This window comes from Catellatospora paridis (assembly GCF_009720365.1).
Classification (GTDB): domain Bacteria; phylum Actinomycetota; class Actinomycetes; order Mycobacteriales; family Micromonosporaceae; genus Catellatospora; species Catellatospora paridis.
In genome coordinates, this window is sequence record NZ_WBZD01000021.1 from 57,599 (window position 1) to 74,484 (window position 16,886).

A 16,886-nucleotide genomic window follows, 5' to 3' on the forward strand; every position below is an offset into this window, starting at 1 on the left:
AACGGGTGGCCGGTCAGAAGTAATCGTGCAGGGTGGGCGGCGGGCCGGCGGTGGCGGTGCGCAGGATCTCGTCGGTGTCGGCGTCGCCTCCGGTCAGGAAGCCGGTCCGGCGCAGCTGCTCCGGGGTGGCCGCGCCCGCGTACCAGGCGGCCAGGCCGCGCGGAGTGAGCCGGACCGTGCCCGCGCCACCGGGCGCAAGGCGGCCCTCGCCGCCGGACAGCGTGAGCCGCCACCGGCCCTGCTGCCAGGGGCAGACGTCGTCGACCAGGTCCAGGTCGACCTCCCCGGCCAGGCGCCGCGGCCAGCCGCGTGCCGCGACCGCGCCGGACGCGTCGACGACGCGTGCCATCCACGGCTGCGCCGTGGCGACCTTGGCGTCGGTCCGGACGATCAGCGACCAGGCCGGGTCGGTCGCGCCGAGTCGGAGCACCGTGGTCGGCGCGACACTGGCCCAGCCGCCGATCATCGCCAGCAGCGTGCGGGTCGCCTCGGGGGTCAGCCCGATCAGGTCGTCGACGGTGAGCTTGCCGCTCGCGTCGTAGCCGGGTCCGCGATCCCAGCTGGCGTAGCCGACGATCGTGCCCGCGTCGTCCACGGCGACGGTGAAGCCATGGTAGTCGGCCAGCAGCTGGGCCGGGGTCGCGCCGAAGGCCGGGCCGGACCGCTCCATCAGGCCGGTGCCCGCACGGGCCACCTGGCGGTAGATCTCGTACACGGCCGGGATGTCGGCCTCGGTCGCGGGCCGCAGCGTGGTCTTCGGGTCGGGGCGGACGGCGCCGAGCGCGCGGGTGGACACCGTCCAGTAGGTCATCGCGCCGACCTCCTCCCAGCCCAGCGCCCGGTACGGCAGCGGGGTGGTGCCGAACAGGGTGCTGAGCACCGCGCCGCGGTCGCGCGCGCCTTCGAGCAGCCGGGTGAGCACGAGCCGGCCCAGCCCGCGTCCGCGCAGCTCGGGTGCGGTGGCGACACCGGCGACGCCGCACGTGGGCACGACCCGCCCGCCGAACCACTGGCCCTGCTCGCGGTCGACGGCCTTGGCCACCAGCCGCCCGGCCGGGTCGAACACCCCGAGGGTGCGGCGGCCGGACGAGTCCGGGTTCCAGCCGTCGGGCATGGGCTGCTCGTGGTAGCCGAAGGCGAGACTGCCCAGGTCCCACGCCAGTTTCTGATCTTCCGGCCCGAGCGGCCGCACCTCGTACGTCACCCGGCCATCCTGCCAGCCGCCCGGCCACCCGTCCCGCGGTTATCTCCGCTCAGGCGGCGTCGAGGGCGTCGACCAGGGTGGCCAGTGACGCGGCCAGCCGGTCCAGGCCGGAGTGCGGGTCGCCGCCGGGTTCGGCCTGGTACAGGTCGCGGCGGATCTCGACCATCAGCGCCGACACCCGCTCGTCGGTCCCGTGGTGCTTGAGCGGCACGTAGCAGCCGGCGAACGGGCTGTCGAAACCGACCTCGTAGCCCGCGAACGCCTTCGCCGCGGCGTCGCGCAGCCACGGCGGGGTGTGCGTGCGGTCCGTGCCCAGGCAGATCTCCGGGCGGGGGCCGTCGCCGTGCAGCTCGTAGGGCAGCGCGAGCGCGGGGTAGGAGTGCACGTCGACGACGATCACCCGACCGGTCGCGGCCAGACGCTCGTCGACCAGGTCGGTCATGCCCTGGGCGTACGGGTGGAAGTGCGCGTCGAGCAGCCGCTGCGCGAAGGCGGCGTCGTCAGGACGCAGCCGCTGCCCGTGCGAGGTGCGCGTGTACACCGCGCCCATGCCGACCGCGGCCATCTCCTCCTGCTCGTCGGGCAGGCGCTCGGGGTCCACGACCAGCCGCGACCACTCGTTGACGAACGTCCAGGGCCGCACCCGCGCCGCCCCGGCCGCCCGGGCGGCGATCAGGTCGGTGTGCGCGTCGGTCATGTGGTCCAGCTCGGCGAGCAGTGCCGTGTCGTCGAGCGCGATCGAGGCCCGCGCCGGACCGCTGATCTGCCGGGACGAGTGCGGCACGTGCAGGACGACCGGCGAGGACGCGTCCCCCTGGTCGACACGGAACACCGGAACCGACATGGCACCCACCTGCTCTCTGAAGATCACCGTGACGGTATCCGGCGGGTGTGACAGGTGACGTGCGGTCAGCCCCAGGGCCGTAGTTCGGGGACGGGCGCGCGGCCCAGCGCCCAGGCCATCAGCGCCCGCTCGTCGGCGCGCTCGCGCAGCTCGCCGAGCAGCCCGGGCAGCCACCGGGTGACCAGGCCGTCGGGCCACTGCGCCCAGCCGTAGCCGAGGCCGAGGTCGACGTGGTGCACCTCGACCTCGCGCCACCGGGCGAACAGCAGCTGGGTGGCGGGGATCAGGTCGCCGCCTCCGGCGCGCACGGTGCGCTGCCACACGTCCGGGGTGGCGCGGACGAAGGCGGCGTCCACGGCCGCGTCGGCGGCGGCCAGGTCAGCGATGATCTCCGCGGCGGGCCGGCCCTGCCCCGCCTCGATCTCGGCGGCCCGGCCGGTCGCGCCGCCCGGGTACTGGTCGACGAGTTCGCCCCGGGCAGCGCCGTCGAGCCGCCGCACGACACTGTCGGCGTTGCGGGCGAGGTGGGTGAGCACGTGCCCGACGGTCCACCCGGGTAACCGGCTCGGCGCGCGTACCGTCTGGTCGTCGATCTTCTGCAGAGTCTGGTGCAACCGGGCGTGTGCCTCGGCGCACGCGGCGAGGTCGCCGTCGATATCGGACATGGCCCCATTCTCGTCCCTCCCGGCGTGCCGTTTCATGATCATTCGGGGGCGTGTTGAATGGCGGCATGGGTGAGCAGGAGCCGCGGTCGGCGGGGGAGTTGCTGGACATCGTCGACGCGCAGGACCGGGTGGTGGGACAGGCGACGCGGGCGCAGGCGTACGCCCGGCGGCTCACTCACCGCTGCGTGTTCGTGCTGGCCCGCACCGGTGACGGCCGGCTGTTCGTGCACCGGCGCACGGCGCAGAAGCTGGTCTTCCCGTCCTGCTACGACATGTTCGTCGGCGGTGTCGTCGGCGCCGGGGAGACCTACCACGACGCCGCGCTGCGCGAGGCCGAGGAGGAACTCGGCGTGTCCGGGCTGCCAGCCCCGCAGCCGCTGTTCACCTTCCTGTACGAGACGCCCGAGCACTCCTGGTTCTCGGCCCTGTACGAGGTCCGCTGCGACGGGCCGGTGGACCCGCAGGTCGAGGAGGTCGCCTGGCACGCCTTCCTCACCGAGGACGAGATCGCCGCGCGGCTCGGCGAGTGGGAGTGGGTGCCCGACGGCCTGCAGGCCTGGCACCGCTACCTGGCCTGGCGCGCGCAGCCCGCCTGATCCCTCATGGGCAGGCCGGGCCCGCGCACGTCTGCCAGTCCGACAGGGTCGCGGCATCGGCGGTGACGTCGGGGTCGTTGCCCCGGTCGGCGTCGCCGAGCAGGTTGACCAGCTCCCAGGGGTCGGCCTCGAGGTCGTAGTACTCCTGCGAGATCGGCTCGCCGGCGAGGTCGACGTACCGGGTGAACTGGCGCTCGCCGGGGGCGACGCGGGAGGCCCAGGTGGGGAAGCCGCCGTTGTGCGAGTCCTGCCAGTACTCCAGCAGCGTCGCGGCACGGCGCACGTCGCCGCGCAGGTCGTGGCCGTCGAGCGGGTAGTCCGCGGTCAGCCCGGCCGCGGCCAGCACGGTCGGGGTGACGTCGACGGTCGACGCGAGCCGCTCGTCGGCGCCCCGCGGGATGCGCCCCGGCCAGGACACGAACAGCGGCACCCGGTACGCGGCGGCGTACGGCATGAACTTCTCGTCGAGGCCGTGCTCGCCCCAGAACTTGGCGTTGTCGGACACCAGCACGACGAGCGTGTCCCGCCGCTCGCCGAGGCGGTCCAGGCGGTCGCGGACGCGGGCCAGCGCGTCGTCGACCGAGAGCAGCGTGCGCAGCTGGCCCAGTCGGATCACGTCGCCCGCGGCCCGGCCCGCGCGGTGGCGGCGCACGTACGCGGGCTTGTCGGAGCGGTCGGCCTCGCCGACCGCGGGACTCGGTGTCCAGTCGAAGGCGCGGTCGGCGTATTGCGGCTCGGGGGTCCACGGGGCGTGCGGGGCGGTGAAACCCGCGTACACGAACCACGGCCGGGCGTCGTCGGCCTCGAACCCGTCGAGGTACCTGTTCACCTGGTCGCCGATGAACCTCGTCGCGTACGGCACGCGCCGCTGCCTGCCGTCGACCACGAACCGTTCATCGGTGTACCCGCCGCCGACCAGGGCGGAGTGGTCGAAGCCGGGCGGGGTCTGGTCGAGCGCCCAGTTGTTGGTGAACTTGCCGACGGCGGCCGTGGCGTAACCGGCGGCGTGCAGCGTGTGCTCGAGCGTGCGGGTGTGGTCGAGATTGCCGACATCGGCCTGGTGGAGCACGCCGTGGTTGTGCGCGTACCGGCCGGACAGCAGGGTGGCCCGACTGGGACCGCAGCTCGGGGTGGCGGCCACGGCGTTCGGGTAGGCGGTGCCGTCGCCGAGCCACGCCATGGTCTGCGGCAGCGCGGCCATGGTCTCGGGCCGGGCGTCGTCGAGGACCACCATCAGCACGTTCGGTCGCGTCTGGCGCCGCGTCGAGCCGTGCGCCGTCCCGCGGCCCGCCCCATCGGCCGGGTCCGCGGCGTTCGCCTCCGGGCCGGCCGGGCGGTCCCGACCGCCGTGGGCGGGGACCGGGTCGGCGACCGGCAACACGGCCGCGGCGAGGGCCGTCGCCAGGACCGCGGCCAGCCGCCGAGCACGGCGCATCAGATATCGCATCGGGACAACCTGTCACCAAGGTCATCCGATGGTCGGCTGAAACGCCCGTTCACAAGATGATCAGTTTGTTAACGGCTTCGGCTCGGACCGCCGGGCGGCGGGACTAACCTTCCACACGTGACCGTGTTGCTGACCCGATCCGATGTCGACCGCGCGGTCGACGTGGACGAGGTGCTGGAGCTGCTCGGCGAGGGCTTCCGTGCGCCTGCCCCGGCGCAGCCTGCGCTGCGGGTGCGCACCGAACTGCCCGGCCCGGGGACCGCGACCTGCCTCATGCCGGGGCTGCTGCCGGGCGTGCCCGCGTACACGGTGAAGGTCAACGCGAAGTTCCCGGCCGCCTCGCCCGCGCTGCGTGGCGTGGTCTGCCTGCACGATCTGGACTCGGGCGAGCTGCTGGCGCTGGCCGACTCGTCGAGCGTCACCTCCTGGCGCACCGGGCTGGCCGCGGCGCTGGGCACGCACCTGCTGGCCGACCCGGGCGCCGGCACGCTCGGCTTCGTCGGCGCCGGGGCGCAGGCCCGCGTCGTGGCCGCCGGACTGCGCCGGCTGCGGCCCTGGCGGGAGGTGGTGGCGACCGACCTGGAGCCGGGCCGTGCCGCGGACCTGGCCGCGCTGCCGCTGGAGAGCGCGTCGGCGGTGGCGCGCGCCGCCGACGTGGTGGTGCTGGCGACCTGGTCGCGCCGCCCGCTGCTGCGCGCCGACGAGGTGCGTCCCCGCCAGCACCTGACCACGCTCGGCGCGGACGAGCCCGGCAAGGTCGAACTGCCCGCGGATCTGCTGCTGGCGAGCCGGGTGGTGGTCGACGACCGGATGCTGGCCGCGACCGGGGGAGCGCTGGGCAACGTCGGGCTGGAGGCCGGGGTGGCCGCAGGCACGCTCGGCGACGTGCTGCGCGGGGACCTGCCCGCCCGGGACGGCACCGACCGGCCGACCGTGTACGCCCCCGTCGGCCTGCCCTGGCAGGACCTGGCCCTGCTGTGGGCGGTCTACGGCAGGGTCTCGCGCGCCGACGCGACGGTCATCGACCTGCTCGGCTGAGGCGGGACGGTCAGGCCGTGTCGGCGCGGTGGGCGCGGCGGCGGGCGGGGTGGTCGCGGGGGATCAGCGTCGGGTTGACGTTGTCCAGCACGGTTGCCCGGTCGATCACGACGCGGGCCACGTCGTCGCGGCTGGGCACCTCGTACATCACGTTGAGCAGGATCTCCTCGAGGATGGCCCGGGTCGCGCGGGCGCCGGTGCGGCGCAGCAGGGCCTGCTCGGCGATCGCCCCGACCGCGTCGGGGGTCACCTCCAGCTCCACCCCGTCCAGCTCGAACAGCAGCTGGTACTGCTTGATCAGCGCGTTGCGCGGCTCGGTGAGGATGCGCATCAGGGTGGCCCGGTCGAACGGGCGCACCGTGGTGACGATCGGCAGCCGCCCGACGAACTCCGGGATCATCCCGAACGTCACCAGGTCGGCGGGCATGACCTCGTCGAGCGAGGGCTCGGCGGCGCGGATGTTGGCCCCGAAGCCGATGCCGCGCCGTCGCGAGCGCGTCTCGATGATCTCCTCCAGGCCGGCGAACGCCCCGCCGAGGATGAACAGCACGTCGGTGGTGTCGATCTGCAGGAACTCCTCGGCGGGCTGCTTGCGCGAGTTCGGCTGCGGCACGCGTACCGTGCTGCCTTCGAGGATCTTGAGGAGGGCCTGCTGGACGCCCTCGCCGGAGACGTCGCGCACGGCGGTGCGGTCGGCCCCGCCGCGGGCGATCTTGTCGATCTCGTCGATGTAGACGATGCCGGTCTCGGCCCGCCGGACGTCGCCGTCGGCGGCCTGGATCAGCTTGAGCAGGATGCTGTCGACGTCCTCGCCGACGTATCCGGCCTGGGTGAGCGCGGTGGCGTCGGCGATCGCGAACGGCACGCCCAGGGTGCGGGCCAGTGTCTGGGCCAGGTAGGTCTTGCCGCAGCCGGTGGGGCCGATCAGCAGGATGTTGGACTTGCCCAGCTCGACCTGCGGCTCCCCGGTCGGGGTCGCGGTGCGGGCGGCGACCCGCTTGTAGTGGTTGTAGACCGCCACCGACAGCGAGGTCTTGGCGGCCTCCTGGCCGACTACGTACTGCTCCAGGGCCGCGTGGATGTCGCGCGGGGTCGGCGGGTGCAGCAGGGCGGCCGCCGCCTGCTCGGTGGCCTCTTCCTCGATCAACTCGTTGCACAGTCCGACGCACTCGTCGCAGATGCAGACCTGCCCGGGGCCGGAGATGAGCTTGCGCACCTGGCGCTGCGTCTTCGCGCAGAAGGAGCAGGCCAGCACGTCGCTGCGGGTCACGGGCGCTCCTCGGGGGTCGGACGACCTTCAGATGATACCGGCAGATGATGACAACATCCGAGTGCCGCGTTATCTTGCTTACCGGACGGACACGGGGAGCAGGGATGAGCCGCCTCACCAGGGCCCAGGCCCAGCAGCGCAACCGCGCCGGCGTGCTGTCGGCGGCCCGCGCCGAGTTCGCCGCGCGCGGCTACCGCGAGGCCACCGTCGACGGCATCGCCGGGCGCGCCGGGCTGACCCGCGGCGCGGTCTACTCCAACTTCCCCGGCAAGCGGGCCCTCTACTTCGCGGTGCTGGCCGACGACGCCGAGCGCGCCGAGGGCCCGCCGCCCGCGCCGGGCCGCACGCAGCGGGAGGCGCTGGGGGCGTACGCCCGGGCGACCCTGGCCCGGCTGCCGGTGACGACCCGCCTGGCCGACGCGGCACCGCCCGCGCTGGAGCTGGTGCCCGAGGTGCTCGACGACGACCGGGTCCGGCGGCCCTTCGCCCAGCTGCTCAAGCTGCAGGCGATCCTGCTCGGGCTGGCCCTGGAGGGGCTCCGTCCCGCCGCCGTCCTGCCGAAGCCGGGCGGGCGGCGGGTGCGGGTGGCCGAGGCCGCGCTGACCACGCTGCAGGGCGCGAGCGTGCTCGCGCAGACCTCGCCCGGCTTCGTCGAGCCGTTCCACATCGTCGCCACCTGTGAGCACCTGGGCGAGCTCGACCTGAGCGACAGCTGGCAGCCGGTGTACGCCGCGCACGTCCCGCCGCTGCGCCCGGCCGACGAGCCGTGGACGCTGCCCGATTTCGCCGACGAGTCGGGCACCCGCCCCGACGCGGTCCACGGCGAGCCGGTCGACCTCGCCGCCGACGGCGTGGTGGCCGTGCTCGGCCTGCACCGCCTGGCCGCGGTCGAGGAGGCGGTGCGCGCCGCGCCGCCCGGCGCGCAGGTCACCGCCGTACTGGTCAGCGGCACGCCCGGCGAGCTGATGCCGCTGGCGCGGCTGATGCTCGCCGAGTTCCGCCGCTGCCTGACCGCGGCGTTCCCGCGCCCGGCCTGGCCGCGCCTGCGCATCGTGTACGACGAGAGCGGCGAGCTGGCCGCGGCGGCCGGTGTGGACGCCGTCAGCGACGCCACCGAGGCCGCGGTCCGGGTCGTGTCCGGACGGATCGTCGCCCGCGCCGAGGGCTACGGCGCCTGCCTTGCCGCCGCCGGCGCGTCCGTCGCCGCGACCCGGCTCTGAAGCGACCGACGGGTGCCGAGGCCGTCGGCGGACACGGATCATGGCAGAGACCGCGACCGGTCGTCCGATGATCGTGTTTCGGCACCCGGACGCCGAGGCGCATAGTTTCCGCCATGCTGGATATGTGGTGGCCATGACGGACGCGGGGCTGGGCGGGGCACTGGCACGGCTGCGCGACGCACTCACCGCGGTGCGCTACCCGCTGACCCTGCCGGGCGCGGCCGCCGCCACCAGCCTGGCCAAGGCCACCGCCGGGCAGCTCGACGACTATCTCATCCCGCGGCTGGCGCGGCTGGACGCGCCACTGCTGGCGGTTGCCGGCGGCTCCACGGGCGCGGGCAAGTCCACACTGGTCAACAGCATCGTGCGCGCGCCGGTCAGCGTCGCGGGCGCGCGCCGGCCCACCACCCGCGCGCCGGTGCTGGTCTGCCACCCGTCCGACGCCGCCTGGTTCAGCGAGGCCAACCTGCTGCCGCGACTGGGCCGCACCGGCACCGCCGGCGGTGACGGCATCGGCCTGCTGGTCGTGCCGGTCGCGGTGCTCAGCCCCGGCGTCGCGCTGCTCGACTCGCCCGACATCGACTCCGTCGAGGAGGACAACCGGGCGCTGGCCGAGCAGCTGCTGGCCGCCGCGGACCTGTGGCTGTTCGTCACCACCGCGGTCCGCTACGCCGATGCCGTGCCGTGGGAGCTGCTGCACGCCGCCCGCGACCGGGGCACCGCCGTGTCGATCATCCTGAACCGGGTGCCGCCCGGCGCCGACGCCGAGGTGACCCCGCACCTGACCGAGATGCTGGCCGAGCACGGGCTCGGCGGGGTGCCCATGTTCGTCATCGACGAGCAGCGCCTCGACCAGCACGGGCTGCTGTCCGAACAGGCCGTCGCGCCGCTGCGCGAGTGGCTGGACGAACTCGCCCGCTCCGCCGCGGCCCGCGCGGCCGTGGTGCGCCAGACCGTCGACGGGGCGGTCGCCGCGCTGTCGCCCGCCACCGCCCGGCTCGCCGCCGAGGCCGACGCTCAGACCGAAGCCGCCAAGGCGCTCGGCGCGTCGGTCGACAGCGCCTACCGCGAGGCCGCCAGCGCCGTCGACCAGGGCATCCGCGACGGGACCATGTTCCGCGGCGAAGTGCTCGCCCGCTGGCAGGAACTGGTCGGCACCGGCGAGTTCATGCGCAGCCTGCAGGCCAAGGTCGGCCGGTGGCGCGATCAGCTCGTCAGCGCGGTCACCGGCCGCCCCCGCCCCACCGACCAGCTCATCACCGCGATCGAGTCGCAGCTGGTCGTCTTCGTGCACGGCGCGGCCGCCGACGCCGCCGAACACGCGGCCGCCGCCTGGCGCGCCCACCCCGCGGGCGGTGCGCTGCTCGCCGCCCATCCGGGCCTGCCCCGGGTCGGCCCCGACATCGACGCCCGCGCCGACCGGGTGGTCCGCGACTGGCAGCGCGGCGTGCTCGACCTGGTCCGCGACGAGTCCGGCGGCAAGCTGTTCGCCGCGAAGTTCAGCGCGTACGCCGTCAACGCGCTCGGGCTGTGCCTGATGATCCTGGTGTTCGCGGCCACGGCGTTCATCCCGACCGGCGCGGAGATCGCCGTCGGGGCGGGCACCACCGTCGCGGCGCAGAAGGTGCTCGAAGCCATCTTCGGCGACGACGCCGTACGCCGCCTGGCCGAACGCGCCCGGCAGGACTTCCTGACCAAGGTGGACGGTCTGCTGCTACAGGAGGCGGCCCGCTTCCACGCCGTGCTCGAAGGCACCGGCGTGTCCGCCGAGGACGGGCAGCGGCTGCGCGCCGCCGTCGCGGCCGTCGACACGGCCCGCCGGGCCGACCCGATCTCCCGCGACGGGGCCGCCGGGTGAGCGCGCCGACGGTGGTCGAGCGGATGGCGGCGCTCGAACGGTTCACCGCTGCCACGGCCGACCGGCTGCCCGAACGCGACCTCGCCCCGGCCCAGGCCCTGATCGGGCGGGCCGGGGAGCGGCTGGCCCTGTCGCAGCTGCACACCGTGGTGGCGCTGGCCGGGGCGACCGGCACGGGCAAGTCCAGCATCTTCAACGCGCTGGCCGGGGTGCCGCTGTCGCAGACCGGCGTACGCCGGCCCACCACCGGCGAGGCGCACGCCTGCGTATGGGGCCCCGACAGCGCCGACCCGCTGCTGGACTGGCTCGGCGTGGACCGCCGCTACAGCCGCGACGGCGGGACCGGGCCCGACCTGACCGGGCTGGTGCTGCTCGACCTGCCCGACTACGACTCGGTGCAGGCGGCCCACCGGGCCGAGGCCGATCGGCTGCTGTCCGTGGTGGACCTCATCGTCTGGGTGCTGCACCCGCAGAAGTACGCCGACAAGATCGTGCACGCCGGCTACCTGGCCCAGTTCCACCGCCACCGGGACATCACCGTGGTCGCGCTCAACGCCGTCGACCTGCTGTCCGGTCCCGACCTGGCCGACTGCACCACGGACCTGCGCCGCCTGCTGGCCGCCGACGGCCTCGACGGGCTGCCCGTCCTGACCACCTCCACGGTCGGCCCACCCGGGCTGGACCCGCTGGTCGAGGCGATCCGGCAGGCGGTCGTCGCCCGCCAGGCCGCGGTGCGACGGTTGGCCGCCGACCTCGACGGGGTCACCGCCGAGCTGGCCCCGGCCGTCGCCGCCGAACCGCCGAAGGCCGCCCTGGACAACGAGGCGAGCCGGGCGCTCACGGCGGCACTGTCGCAGGCTGCCGCGGTGCCGACGGTGGCCGCCGCGGTCGAGGCCGCATACGTGCACCGGGCCCGCAAGATGACCGGCTGGCCGCTGCTGCGCTGGATCCGCCGCACCCGTCCCGACCCCCTCGAACGGCTGCACCTCGGCGACCACCGGGCCGCCGTCCCCGCCGCCACGTCACTGGCCCCGGCGTCGCCCGCCGCGACGGCCGCCGTCACCAAGGCGCTGCGCGAGGCCGCCGACCGGGCGAGCGCGCCGCTGCCCGCGCCCTGGCAGGACGCCATGCTCGCGGCGGTGCGCGCGCACCGCGACGAGCTGCCCGACGCGCTCGACCGCGCCGTCGCGCAGACGGATCTCGGGGTCGCCCGTAAACGCTGGTGGTGGCGGGCGGTGGGGCTGCTGCAGTGGCTGGTGACCGCGGTGGCCCTGGTCGGCCTGCTGTGGCTGGGCGTGCGGCTGGGCATGCAGGCGCTGGCGCTGCCGCCGCTGCGTACGCCCCTGGTGGACGGCTGGCTGCCGATGCCGACGGCGTTGCTGGCGGGCGGCCTGCTGGCCGGTTTCCTCATCGCGGTGCTGGTGCGCCCGGTGGTCCGGCTGGCCGCCCGCGCCCGCCGCCGCCGCGCCGAAAGACGGCTGCGCACCTCGGTGCAGGGCGTGGTCAAGCAGCTCGTCGAGGCCCCGGCGACCGCGGTCCTCACCGACTACACGACCGCCCGCGCCGCCCTGCGTGAGGCCGCGGGCGGCACGGCTCGCCGATGACCGCTGCCGGTGAGGGCTCGGGTCACCGCCGAAATCAGCACTTCCGGATCGACGCAGCGCCCTGATCAGGGAATATGCTTCCTAGAAGGCTCCGTCAAGGCTTCTGGATCTGCCCTCCGACCGGAAGGCTGTGAAGTATGGCCGGTGGTGAGCCGTTTGCGGCGAAGTTGACGGGATGCAGAGAGTTGGACGCGGGCAGTCTCGGCTCCGCGGTGCGCTACACCCATGCCGGCAGGCTGGAGCTGGATCTGGCTCTGCAGCGACTGATCGAGCGCGCCCGCGCCCTCGGTGCTGGTGACGAGCGCATCCGCGCGCTGCTGCGGGCGAATCTTGAGGTGGCCCGCGGGGTGGATCTGATCCAGGTGCTGCAGCGGCTCGTGGTCACCGCACGGCACCTCGTGCGGGCCCGATACGCCGCGCTGGGCGTGGTCGAGGACGGTCACATCACCGAGTTCGTGTTCGACGGCATGGACGCCGCGACCGCCGACCGCATGGCACACCTGCCCGAGGGGCACGGACTGCTCGGGCTGCTGCTGGACGAGCCGCACCCGGTCCGGGTCGCCGACATCTCCCGGCACTCGTCCTCGGTGGGCTTTCCGGAGCACCATCCCCCGATGACGTCGTTCCTCGGGGTGCCGATCCTGTCCGGCGGCCGGTTGCTGGGCAACTTCTACCTGACGGAGAAGCAGGGGGCAGCGGAGTTCAGCGCCGTCGACGAGGAGCTGATCATCGACTTCGCCCGGGTCGCCGCGGCCGCCATCGGCAACGCGAGCATCTTCACCGAGGCCTGCCGCCGCCACGCCTGGCAGGAGGCCATGGTCATGATCACCGAGCGGGTGCTCGGCGGCGTGGGGCCCGAAGCGCTGATGGCCGAGCTCATCAGCCAGGCGGAGCGGGCCGACCGGGCGGACGGAGCCTGCGTCGTGCTGCTCTCGCCCGACGGACTCACCGTCACGTCGGTCCAGGCCATGGGCACGCTGAAGCTGCTCGTCGACGCCCCGGACGCGCTGCTGTCCGTGTGCGCCCTGGTGATGGCCGAGCGCCGGGTGCTGGTCGTCGAACCGGGCGCCGATCCGCGGCTGCGGGACATCCTTGGTGCGGCTCACCCCTGGCAGATCCTGATCACGCCGTTGACCGGGCAGGAGACCATGCTCGGCGCGATACTGCTGGCGAAGAAGCCCGCCGAGGGGCCTTTCGACGCGGTCGACGTCGAGATGGCCTCGGTCTTCGCGGGCCAGGCGAGCCTGGCGCTCGAACTCGCCGGCGCGGCTGACCTCGACGACGGCGGGCTCACCGACCAGCACCTGGCCTTCGCCGAGGACCTGCGGGAGCGGTTCCTCAACCGGATGACCAGGATCAGCTTCTCGCTGCGCGCTCTGGTCGACCACAGCATGGACATCGAGCTGCGCGAGCAGGCCGGATACAAGCTCGCGGAGATGGATGCCCTGATCGACCACCTGAAGTCGCTGACGTTCCTGCGCACCGACCGCTGAACGGGGGTTCCCTCCGGGTTGGCGGGAACCCCCGTCACCTCAGCCCGCCGAGATCCAGCCCACCAGCTCCGCCGGGCGGTTGGTGATGATGCCGTCCACGCCGAGCTGGTCCAGCGAGCGCCACTGCGCCGCGCTGTCGATCGTCCACGCCATCACCGCCACGCCCGCCCGGTGCAGGTCGCCGACCAGGGCGGGCCGGGTCAGCAGCGCCGACCCCGCCGGGTTGTACGCGGTCAGGTGCAGCTGCCCGGCCAGCGCCACCGGGTCGGCGTCCAGCGTGCTGCGCAGCAGGCCGATGGGCAGCTCCGGGGCCAGCTCGTAGCAGTACTGCAGCGAGGGCACGTCGAAGCTCTGGACGAACACCCGGCCCGTCATCTGCTGCTCGCGGATCACCGCCACGATCTTCGCGACCTGGTCGCGGGTGTGCGCACCCTTGATCTCCAGCAGCAGGTTGCCGCCGCGCGTACGCAGATCGGCCAGCTGCTCCGCCAGGGTGGGGATGCGGGTGCCCGCGTAGTGCGGCGCGAACCAGGACCCGGCGTCCAGCGCCTTGAGCTGCGCCGACGTCAGGCTGCGGATGGACCCGGATCCGTTGGTGGTCCGGTCGACGGTGCTGTCGTGCAGGATGAACGGCGTCCCGTCGGCCGACGGCTGCACGTCGTTCTCGATCCAGTCCGCGCCCGCGCGGCGCGCGATCTCCTGTGCCACCAGGGTGTTCTCCGGCGCGGCCGACGACGCGCCACGGTGCGCGATGACCGCGGCCGGGTTGCCGGGCGCGCGCAGGTAGGCGTTGGACGCGGCCAGCTCCGTCACGCGTACGTCGTCGAAGGACACCGTCGCGCCGTTGACGAACAGCGCCTGCCCGCCCCCGGTCGAGCGCTGCAGGCCAGTGGTGCGCAGCACCTCCACCCCGTCGAACAGCCAGCGGGCCTGGCTGCCGTGCACCTCCACGGCGATGCGCACGTCCCGGCCGGTCCCGGCCGCGTACGGGGCGGCGGCGGTGTTCGTGACGTTCCACGCGTTGCCCGTGGTGCGCTGCGCGAACTCGACGCCGTTGCTCGCGGTGGTGCCGCTGCGCATCGTCGCGATCCACCACGGCGTCGCGCCGTCGGCGGGCACGTCCAGGCCGAGCGCGGCCCAGCGGGTGCCCGCCGTGACCGACTCGAACCGGGCCGTCGCCTCCAGCCGGAAGTGGGTCAGGTAGCGGCCGAAGGTGATCTTGTTGTTGGCGGAGGAGCTGGTGGAGGTGCCGACGAGGCGGCCGTTCTGCACGGTCCAGGCGCCGTCGACGGCCCGCCACCCGGCGGGCAGCGTGCCGGAGGAGAAGTCGGCGGAGACGACGACGTCGCCGGGTGCGGCGGCGGCAGGCGCGGCGGCCGCCACGGTGCCGCACAGGGCGAGGGCGGCCAGCGCCGCCGTGGTCCGCAAGCGCCACGAGGGGGTACGCGGTGAGGTGGTGACCATGGCACGGACCGTACGAAAAAGGGCGTAACGCGCCGCGAAAACGCGGTGACCACCCAGGGAACTCCGGCTGTCCGTCGTGGACCGGATCGTTGCCGGCTGCAGGGGCAAGATCGCTGCCCGGTGTCATGATCTGCGTTCGGACCGCACCTTCTGACACGAAACCGCGATCTCGCCGAGAACCCGCACTGGCGGCCTGGTAGAAATGGCAGCTCTGGCGGAAGGATCTTCGTGATGACCACCGAGCGCCCTGATGTTCCCCTGATCGCCGGTGAGCGGGAGATGCTGCGGCAGTTCCTCGACTACCACCGGTCCACGCTGGCCTGGAAGTGCGACGGGCTGACCGACGAGCAGTTGCGCGAGCGGTCCATGCCGCCGTCGACGCTGACCCTGCTCGGCCTGGTCCGGCACATGTGCGAGGTCGAGCGAACCTGGTTCCGCAAGGTGATCGCGGGGGAGGACATCACCCTGGTCTGGTCGCCGGTCAACGACTACCAGGTGGCGTACGACCCGACCGGCGCCACCCGCGCCGAGGCGTTCACGGCCTGGCAGACCGAGGTCGAGCACTCACGCCGCATCGAAGCCGAGGCGGCGTCGCTGGACGTGGTCGCGCACAACGCCCGCTGGGGCGAGGACGTCTCGCTGCGGTTCGTGATGCTGCACCTGATCCACGAGTACGCCCGCCACAACGGCCATGCCGACTTCCTGCGCGAAGGAGTCGACGGCGTGACCGGAGCCTGAGGGCAGCCGTCCGCGTCACCGGTTAGGGGGCCAGTGCGATCAGCGAGGTCTTGTCGTTGAGGTCGCCGCCGACGAACAGGTGGTCGCTCTTGACGAACAGCCGGCAGGTGCCCAGGTTCTGACCGGAGTCGTTGTCGCAGAGCACGGCGCGCCCCGCGCCGGGCACCCGCAGCGAGCTGACCGCGTCGTTGCCGACCGGGGCGAGGTCGCCGGCCGTGTAGATGCCGGGGCCGAAGGTGGCCGTGGCGCCCTTGAAGTCGCGGTCGGCGTACACGTTGAGCAGGTTGCCCGACGCCGGGCCGGCCTGCACGACGAGCGTGGAGATGCCGTCGTTGAGCGCGTTGCCGCCCAGGTTGTGCTCGCCCGCGCCGAACATCCGGCACAGGCCGAGGTCGCCCTGCCCGCTCGGGCCGGTGCTGTCGTTGCGGCAGCCGACGACGCGCCAGCCGTCGCCGACGCGCAGCGAGCTGATCTTGTCGTTGCCGACGGTGGCCAGCTCGTTGGCGAGCCCGGTGTAAACGCCCGGGCTGAACGACTGGCGCAGGCCGCCCAGGTTGGCGTCGCTGGTGGCGATCAGCGGGGGCGCGCCCACGGCGACCAGGGAGATCTTCTTCTCCATGTCGCTGCCGACGGTGGCGTGCTCGCCGCCGCGGAACAGCCGGCACTTGCCGAGGTCGAGGCTGGCGGTGCCCGGCTTGGCGTCGTTGTCGCAGGTGACGACGCGGTATCCGTCGGTGACCTTCAGCGACTTCACCGAGTCGGCGAGCGTGGACAGGTTGCCCGAGACCTGGCCGAAGCCGCCCGAGCCGAGTGGCAGGGAGGTGCCGGTGAACTTGGTGTCCTGGAACGCGGTGACGGCGGCGCCCTTGACCGGCTTGCCCATGACGGCCAGCAGCGAGATCTTGTCGTTGAGCTCGCCGCCGACGAACTCGTGCAGCCCGGCGTCGTAGTAGCGGCAGGTGCCCAGCGAGCCCTTGTTCACGTTGCCCTCGGAGCCGCCGTTGTCGCAGGCCAGGGCCCGGTATCCGGAGGCGACGTAGAGCGAGGTGATGGCGTCGTTGCCGACGACGCCGAGTTCCTTCTTGGCGGCGTCGAACACGCCCGCGCCGTAGGACTGCTTGGCGCCGGTGAAGTTGCGGTCCGCGTATGCGACGAGCGGGGCCGAGCCCACGCCGGGGATCACCGCCGCCTGCGCCGGCGCGGCGCTCAGCAGCCCCGGCAGGAACGCGGTCGCCACCGCCGCCCCTGTCGCCAGGGACCTTCGAATCGACATGCCAGCCTCCGAACCCGAATCGACCGAGCCGACTCGTAGACCATGGACATAGGCCTGTGAGGCGTAGCGGCAGGCACGAGGTGTCAGGGGGAGCCGTGGTCGGCACACCTGGAGCGCTTCCCGCCACACGCTCGATCAGGTATGCCCTTTGTATCGGATTTAGTCCCCTATG

14 protein-coding genes are annotated in these 16,886 nt (G+C 73.7%); 7 read left to right on the plus strand and 7 right to left on the minus strand.

The annotated features are described in order from the left end of the window. Positions 1-13: 13 nt before the first annotated feature. The 3 genes from F9C41_RS34200 to F9C41_RS34210 form a co-directional block, all read right to left on the minus strand. Complete coding sequence (locus F9C41_RS34200) at positions 14-1,204, minus strand: GNAT family N-acetyltransferase (RefSeq protein WP_155390988.1); 1,191 nt, start codon at positions 1,202-1,204, stop codon at positions 14-16. Positions 1,205-1,253: 49 nt separating this feature from the next. Next, complete coding sequence (locus tag F9C41_RS34205; RefSeq protein WP_155390989.1) at positions 1,254-2,048, minus strand: N-formylglutamate amidohydrolase; 795 nt, start codon at positions 2,046-2,048, stop codon at positions 1,254-1,256. 65 nt (positions 2,049-2,113) lie between these two features. Beyond that, the gene (locus F9C41_RS34210; RefSeq protein ID WP_196280070.1) at positions 2,114-2,713 is read right to left on the minus strand and encodes a maleylpyruvate isomerase N-terminal domain-containing protein; all 600 of its coding nucleotides are present in this window, start codon (positions 2,711-2,713) and stop codon (positions 2,114-2,116) included. A gap of 65 nt (positions 2,714-2,778) precedes the next feature. Here F9C41_RS34210 and F9C41_RS34215 point away from each other — a divergent pair, with 65 nt between their 5' ends. Next, the gene (locus F9C41_RS34215) at positions 2,779-3,309 is read left to right on the plus strand and encodes an NUDIX hydrolase (RefSeq protein ID WP_155390991.1); all 531 of its coding nucleotides are present in this window, start codon (positions 2,779-2,781) and stop codon (positions 3,307-3,309) included. Positions 3,310-3,313: 4 nt separating this feature from the next. Here the strand turns inward: F9C41_RS34215 and F9C41_RS34220 are convergent, their stop codons facing one another. Next, positions 3,314-4,756, minus strand: coding sequence for a sulfatase-like hydrolase/transferase (locus F9C41_RS34220; RefSeq protein WP_155390992.1), 1,443 nt, complete (start codon positions 4,754-4,756; stop codon positions 3,314-3,316). Between the two features lie 117 nt (positions 4,757-4,873). Here F9C41_RS34220 and F9C41_RS34225 point away from each other — a divergent pair, with 117 nt between their 5' ends. After that, a complete protein-coding gene (locus F9C41_RS34225; RefSeq protein ID WP_155390993.1) occupies positions 4,874-5,794 on the plus strand; it encodes an ornithine cyclodeaminase family protein in 921 nt (306 codons plus the stop codon). Positions 5,795-5,804: 10 nt separating this feature from the next. On the opposite strand, the gene clpX is transcribed toward F9C41_RS34225, so the two are convergent. After that, complete coding sequence (gene clpX, locus F9C41_RS34230; protein WP_155390994.1) at positions 5,805-7,064, minus strand: ATP-dependent Clp protease ATP-binding subunit ClpX; 1,260 nt, start codon at positions 7,062-7,064, stop codon at positions 5,805-5,807. A 104-nt stretch (positions 7,065-7,168) separates the two neighbouring features. Between clpX and F9C41_RS34235 the strand changes: the two genes are divergently transcribed. The 4 genes from F9C41_RS34235 (at position 7,169) to F9C41_RS34250 (ending at position 13,239) form a co-directional block, all read left to right on the plus strand. Beyond that, on the plus strand, positions 7,169-8,284 hold the full coding sequence (locus tag F9C41_RS34235) for a TetR/AcrR family transcriptional regulator (protein WP_155390995.1): 1,116 nt from the start codon (positions 7,169-7,171) through the stop codon (positions 8,282-8,284). A gap of 133 nt (positions 8,285-8,417) precedes the next feature. Then, positions 8,418-10,142 carry a GTPase family protein gene (locus F9C41_RS34240; RefSeq protein ID WP_230690245.1) on the plus strand — a complete coding sequence of 575 codons (1,725 nt, stop codon included), beginning with the start codon at positions 8,418-8,420 and terminating at the stop codon, positions 10,140-10,142. Beyond that, positions 10,139-11,746, plus strand: coding sequence for a GTPase family protein (locus F9C41_RS34245; protein ID WP_196280071.1), 1,608 nt, complete (start codon positions 10,139-10,141; stop codon positions 11,744-11,746). The genes F9C41_RS34240 and F9C41_RS34245 overlap by 4 nt, the downstream gene beginning before the upstream one ends. Before the next feature lie 185 nt (positions 11,747-11,931). Beyond that, positions 11,932-13,239, plus strand: coding sequence for a GAF domain-containing protein (locus F9C41_RS34250; protein ID WP_196280072.1), 1,308 nt, complete (start codon positions 11,932-11,934; stop codon positions 13,237-13,239). Positions 13,240-13,278: 39 nt separating this feature from the next. On the opposite strand, the gene F9C41_RS34255 is transcribed toward F9C41_RS34250, so the two are convergent. Then, positions 13,279-14,703 (minus strand): glycerophosphodiester phosphodiesterase family protein, encoded by a 1,425-nt coding sequence (locus F9C41_RS34255; protein ID WP_155390997.1) that lies wholly within the window; start codon positions 14,701-14,703, stop codon positions 13,279-13,281. A gap of 231 nt (positions 14,704-14,934) precedes the next feature. On the opposite strand from F9C41_RS34255, the gene F9C41_RS34260 reads away from it, so the two are divergent. Continuing rightward, positions 14,935-15,441 (plus strand): DinB family protein, encoded by a 507-nt coding sequence (locus tag F9C41_RS34260; RefSeq protein WP_155390998.1) that lies wholly within the window; start codon positions 14,935-14,937, stop codon positions 15,439-15,441. 22 nt (positions 15,442-15,463) lie between these two features. Here F9C41_RS34260 and F9C41_RS34265 read toward each other — a convergent pair whose 3' ends face one another. Then, the gene (locus tag F9C41_RS34265) at positions 15,464-16,714 is read right to left on the minus strand and encodes a hypothetical protein (protein ID WP_155390999.1); all 1,251 of its coding nucleotides are present in this window, start codon (positions 16,712-16,714) and stop codon (positions 15,464-15,466) included. Between the last annotated feature and the right edge of the window lie 172 nt (positions 16,715-16,886).

What these genes read in the sequence shown, in the direction of transcription:
- F9C41_RS34205 (WP_155390989.1), bottom strand. Translation starts at nt 2,048, where the DNA reads ATGTCGGTTCCGGTGTTCCGTGTCGACCAGGGGGACGCGTCCTCGCCG.
- F9C41_RS34210 (WP_196280070.1), bottom strand. Translation starts at nt 2,713, where the DNA reads ATGTCCGATATCGACGGCGACCTCGCCGCGTGCGCCGAGGCACACGCC.
- F9C41_RS34215 (WP_155390991.1), top strand. Translation starts at nt 2,779, where the DNA reads ATGGGTGAGCAGGAGCCGCGGTCGGCGGGGGAGTTGCTGGACATCGTC.
- F9C41_RS34220 (WP_155390992.1), bottom strand. Translation starts at nt 4,756, where the DNA reads ATGCGATATCTGATGCGCCGTGCTCGGCGGCTGGCCGCGGTCCTGGCG.
- F9C41_RS34235 (WP_155390995.1), top strand. Translation starts at nt 7,169, where the DNA reads ATGAGCCGCCTCACCAGGGCCCAGGCCCAGCAGCGCAACCGCGCCGGC.
- F9C41_RS34240 (WP_230690245.1), top strand. Translation starts at nt 8,418, where the DNA reads ATGACGGACGCGGGGCTGGGCGGGGCACTGGCACGGCTGCGCGACGCA.
- F9C41_RS34255 (WP_155390997.1), bottom strand. Translation starts at nt 14,703, where the DNA reads ATGGTCACCACCTCACCGCGTACCCCCTCGTGGCGCTTGCGGACCACG.
- F9C41_RS34260 (WP_155390998.1), top strand. Translation starts at nt 14,935, where the DNA reads ATGACCACCGAGCGCCCTGATGTTCCCCTGATCGCCGGTGAGCGGGAG.
- F9C41_RS34265 (WP_155390999.1), bottom strand. Translation starts at nt 16,714, where the DNA reads ATGTCGATTCGAAGGTCCCTGGCGACAGGGGCGGCGGTGGCGACCGCG.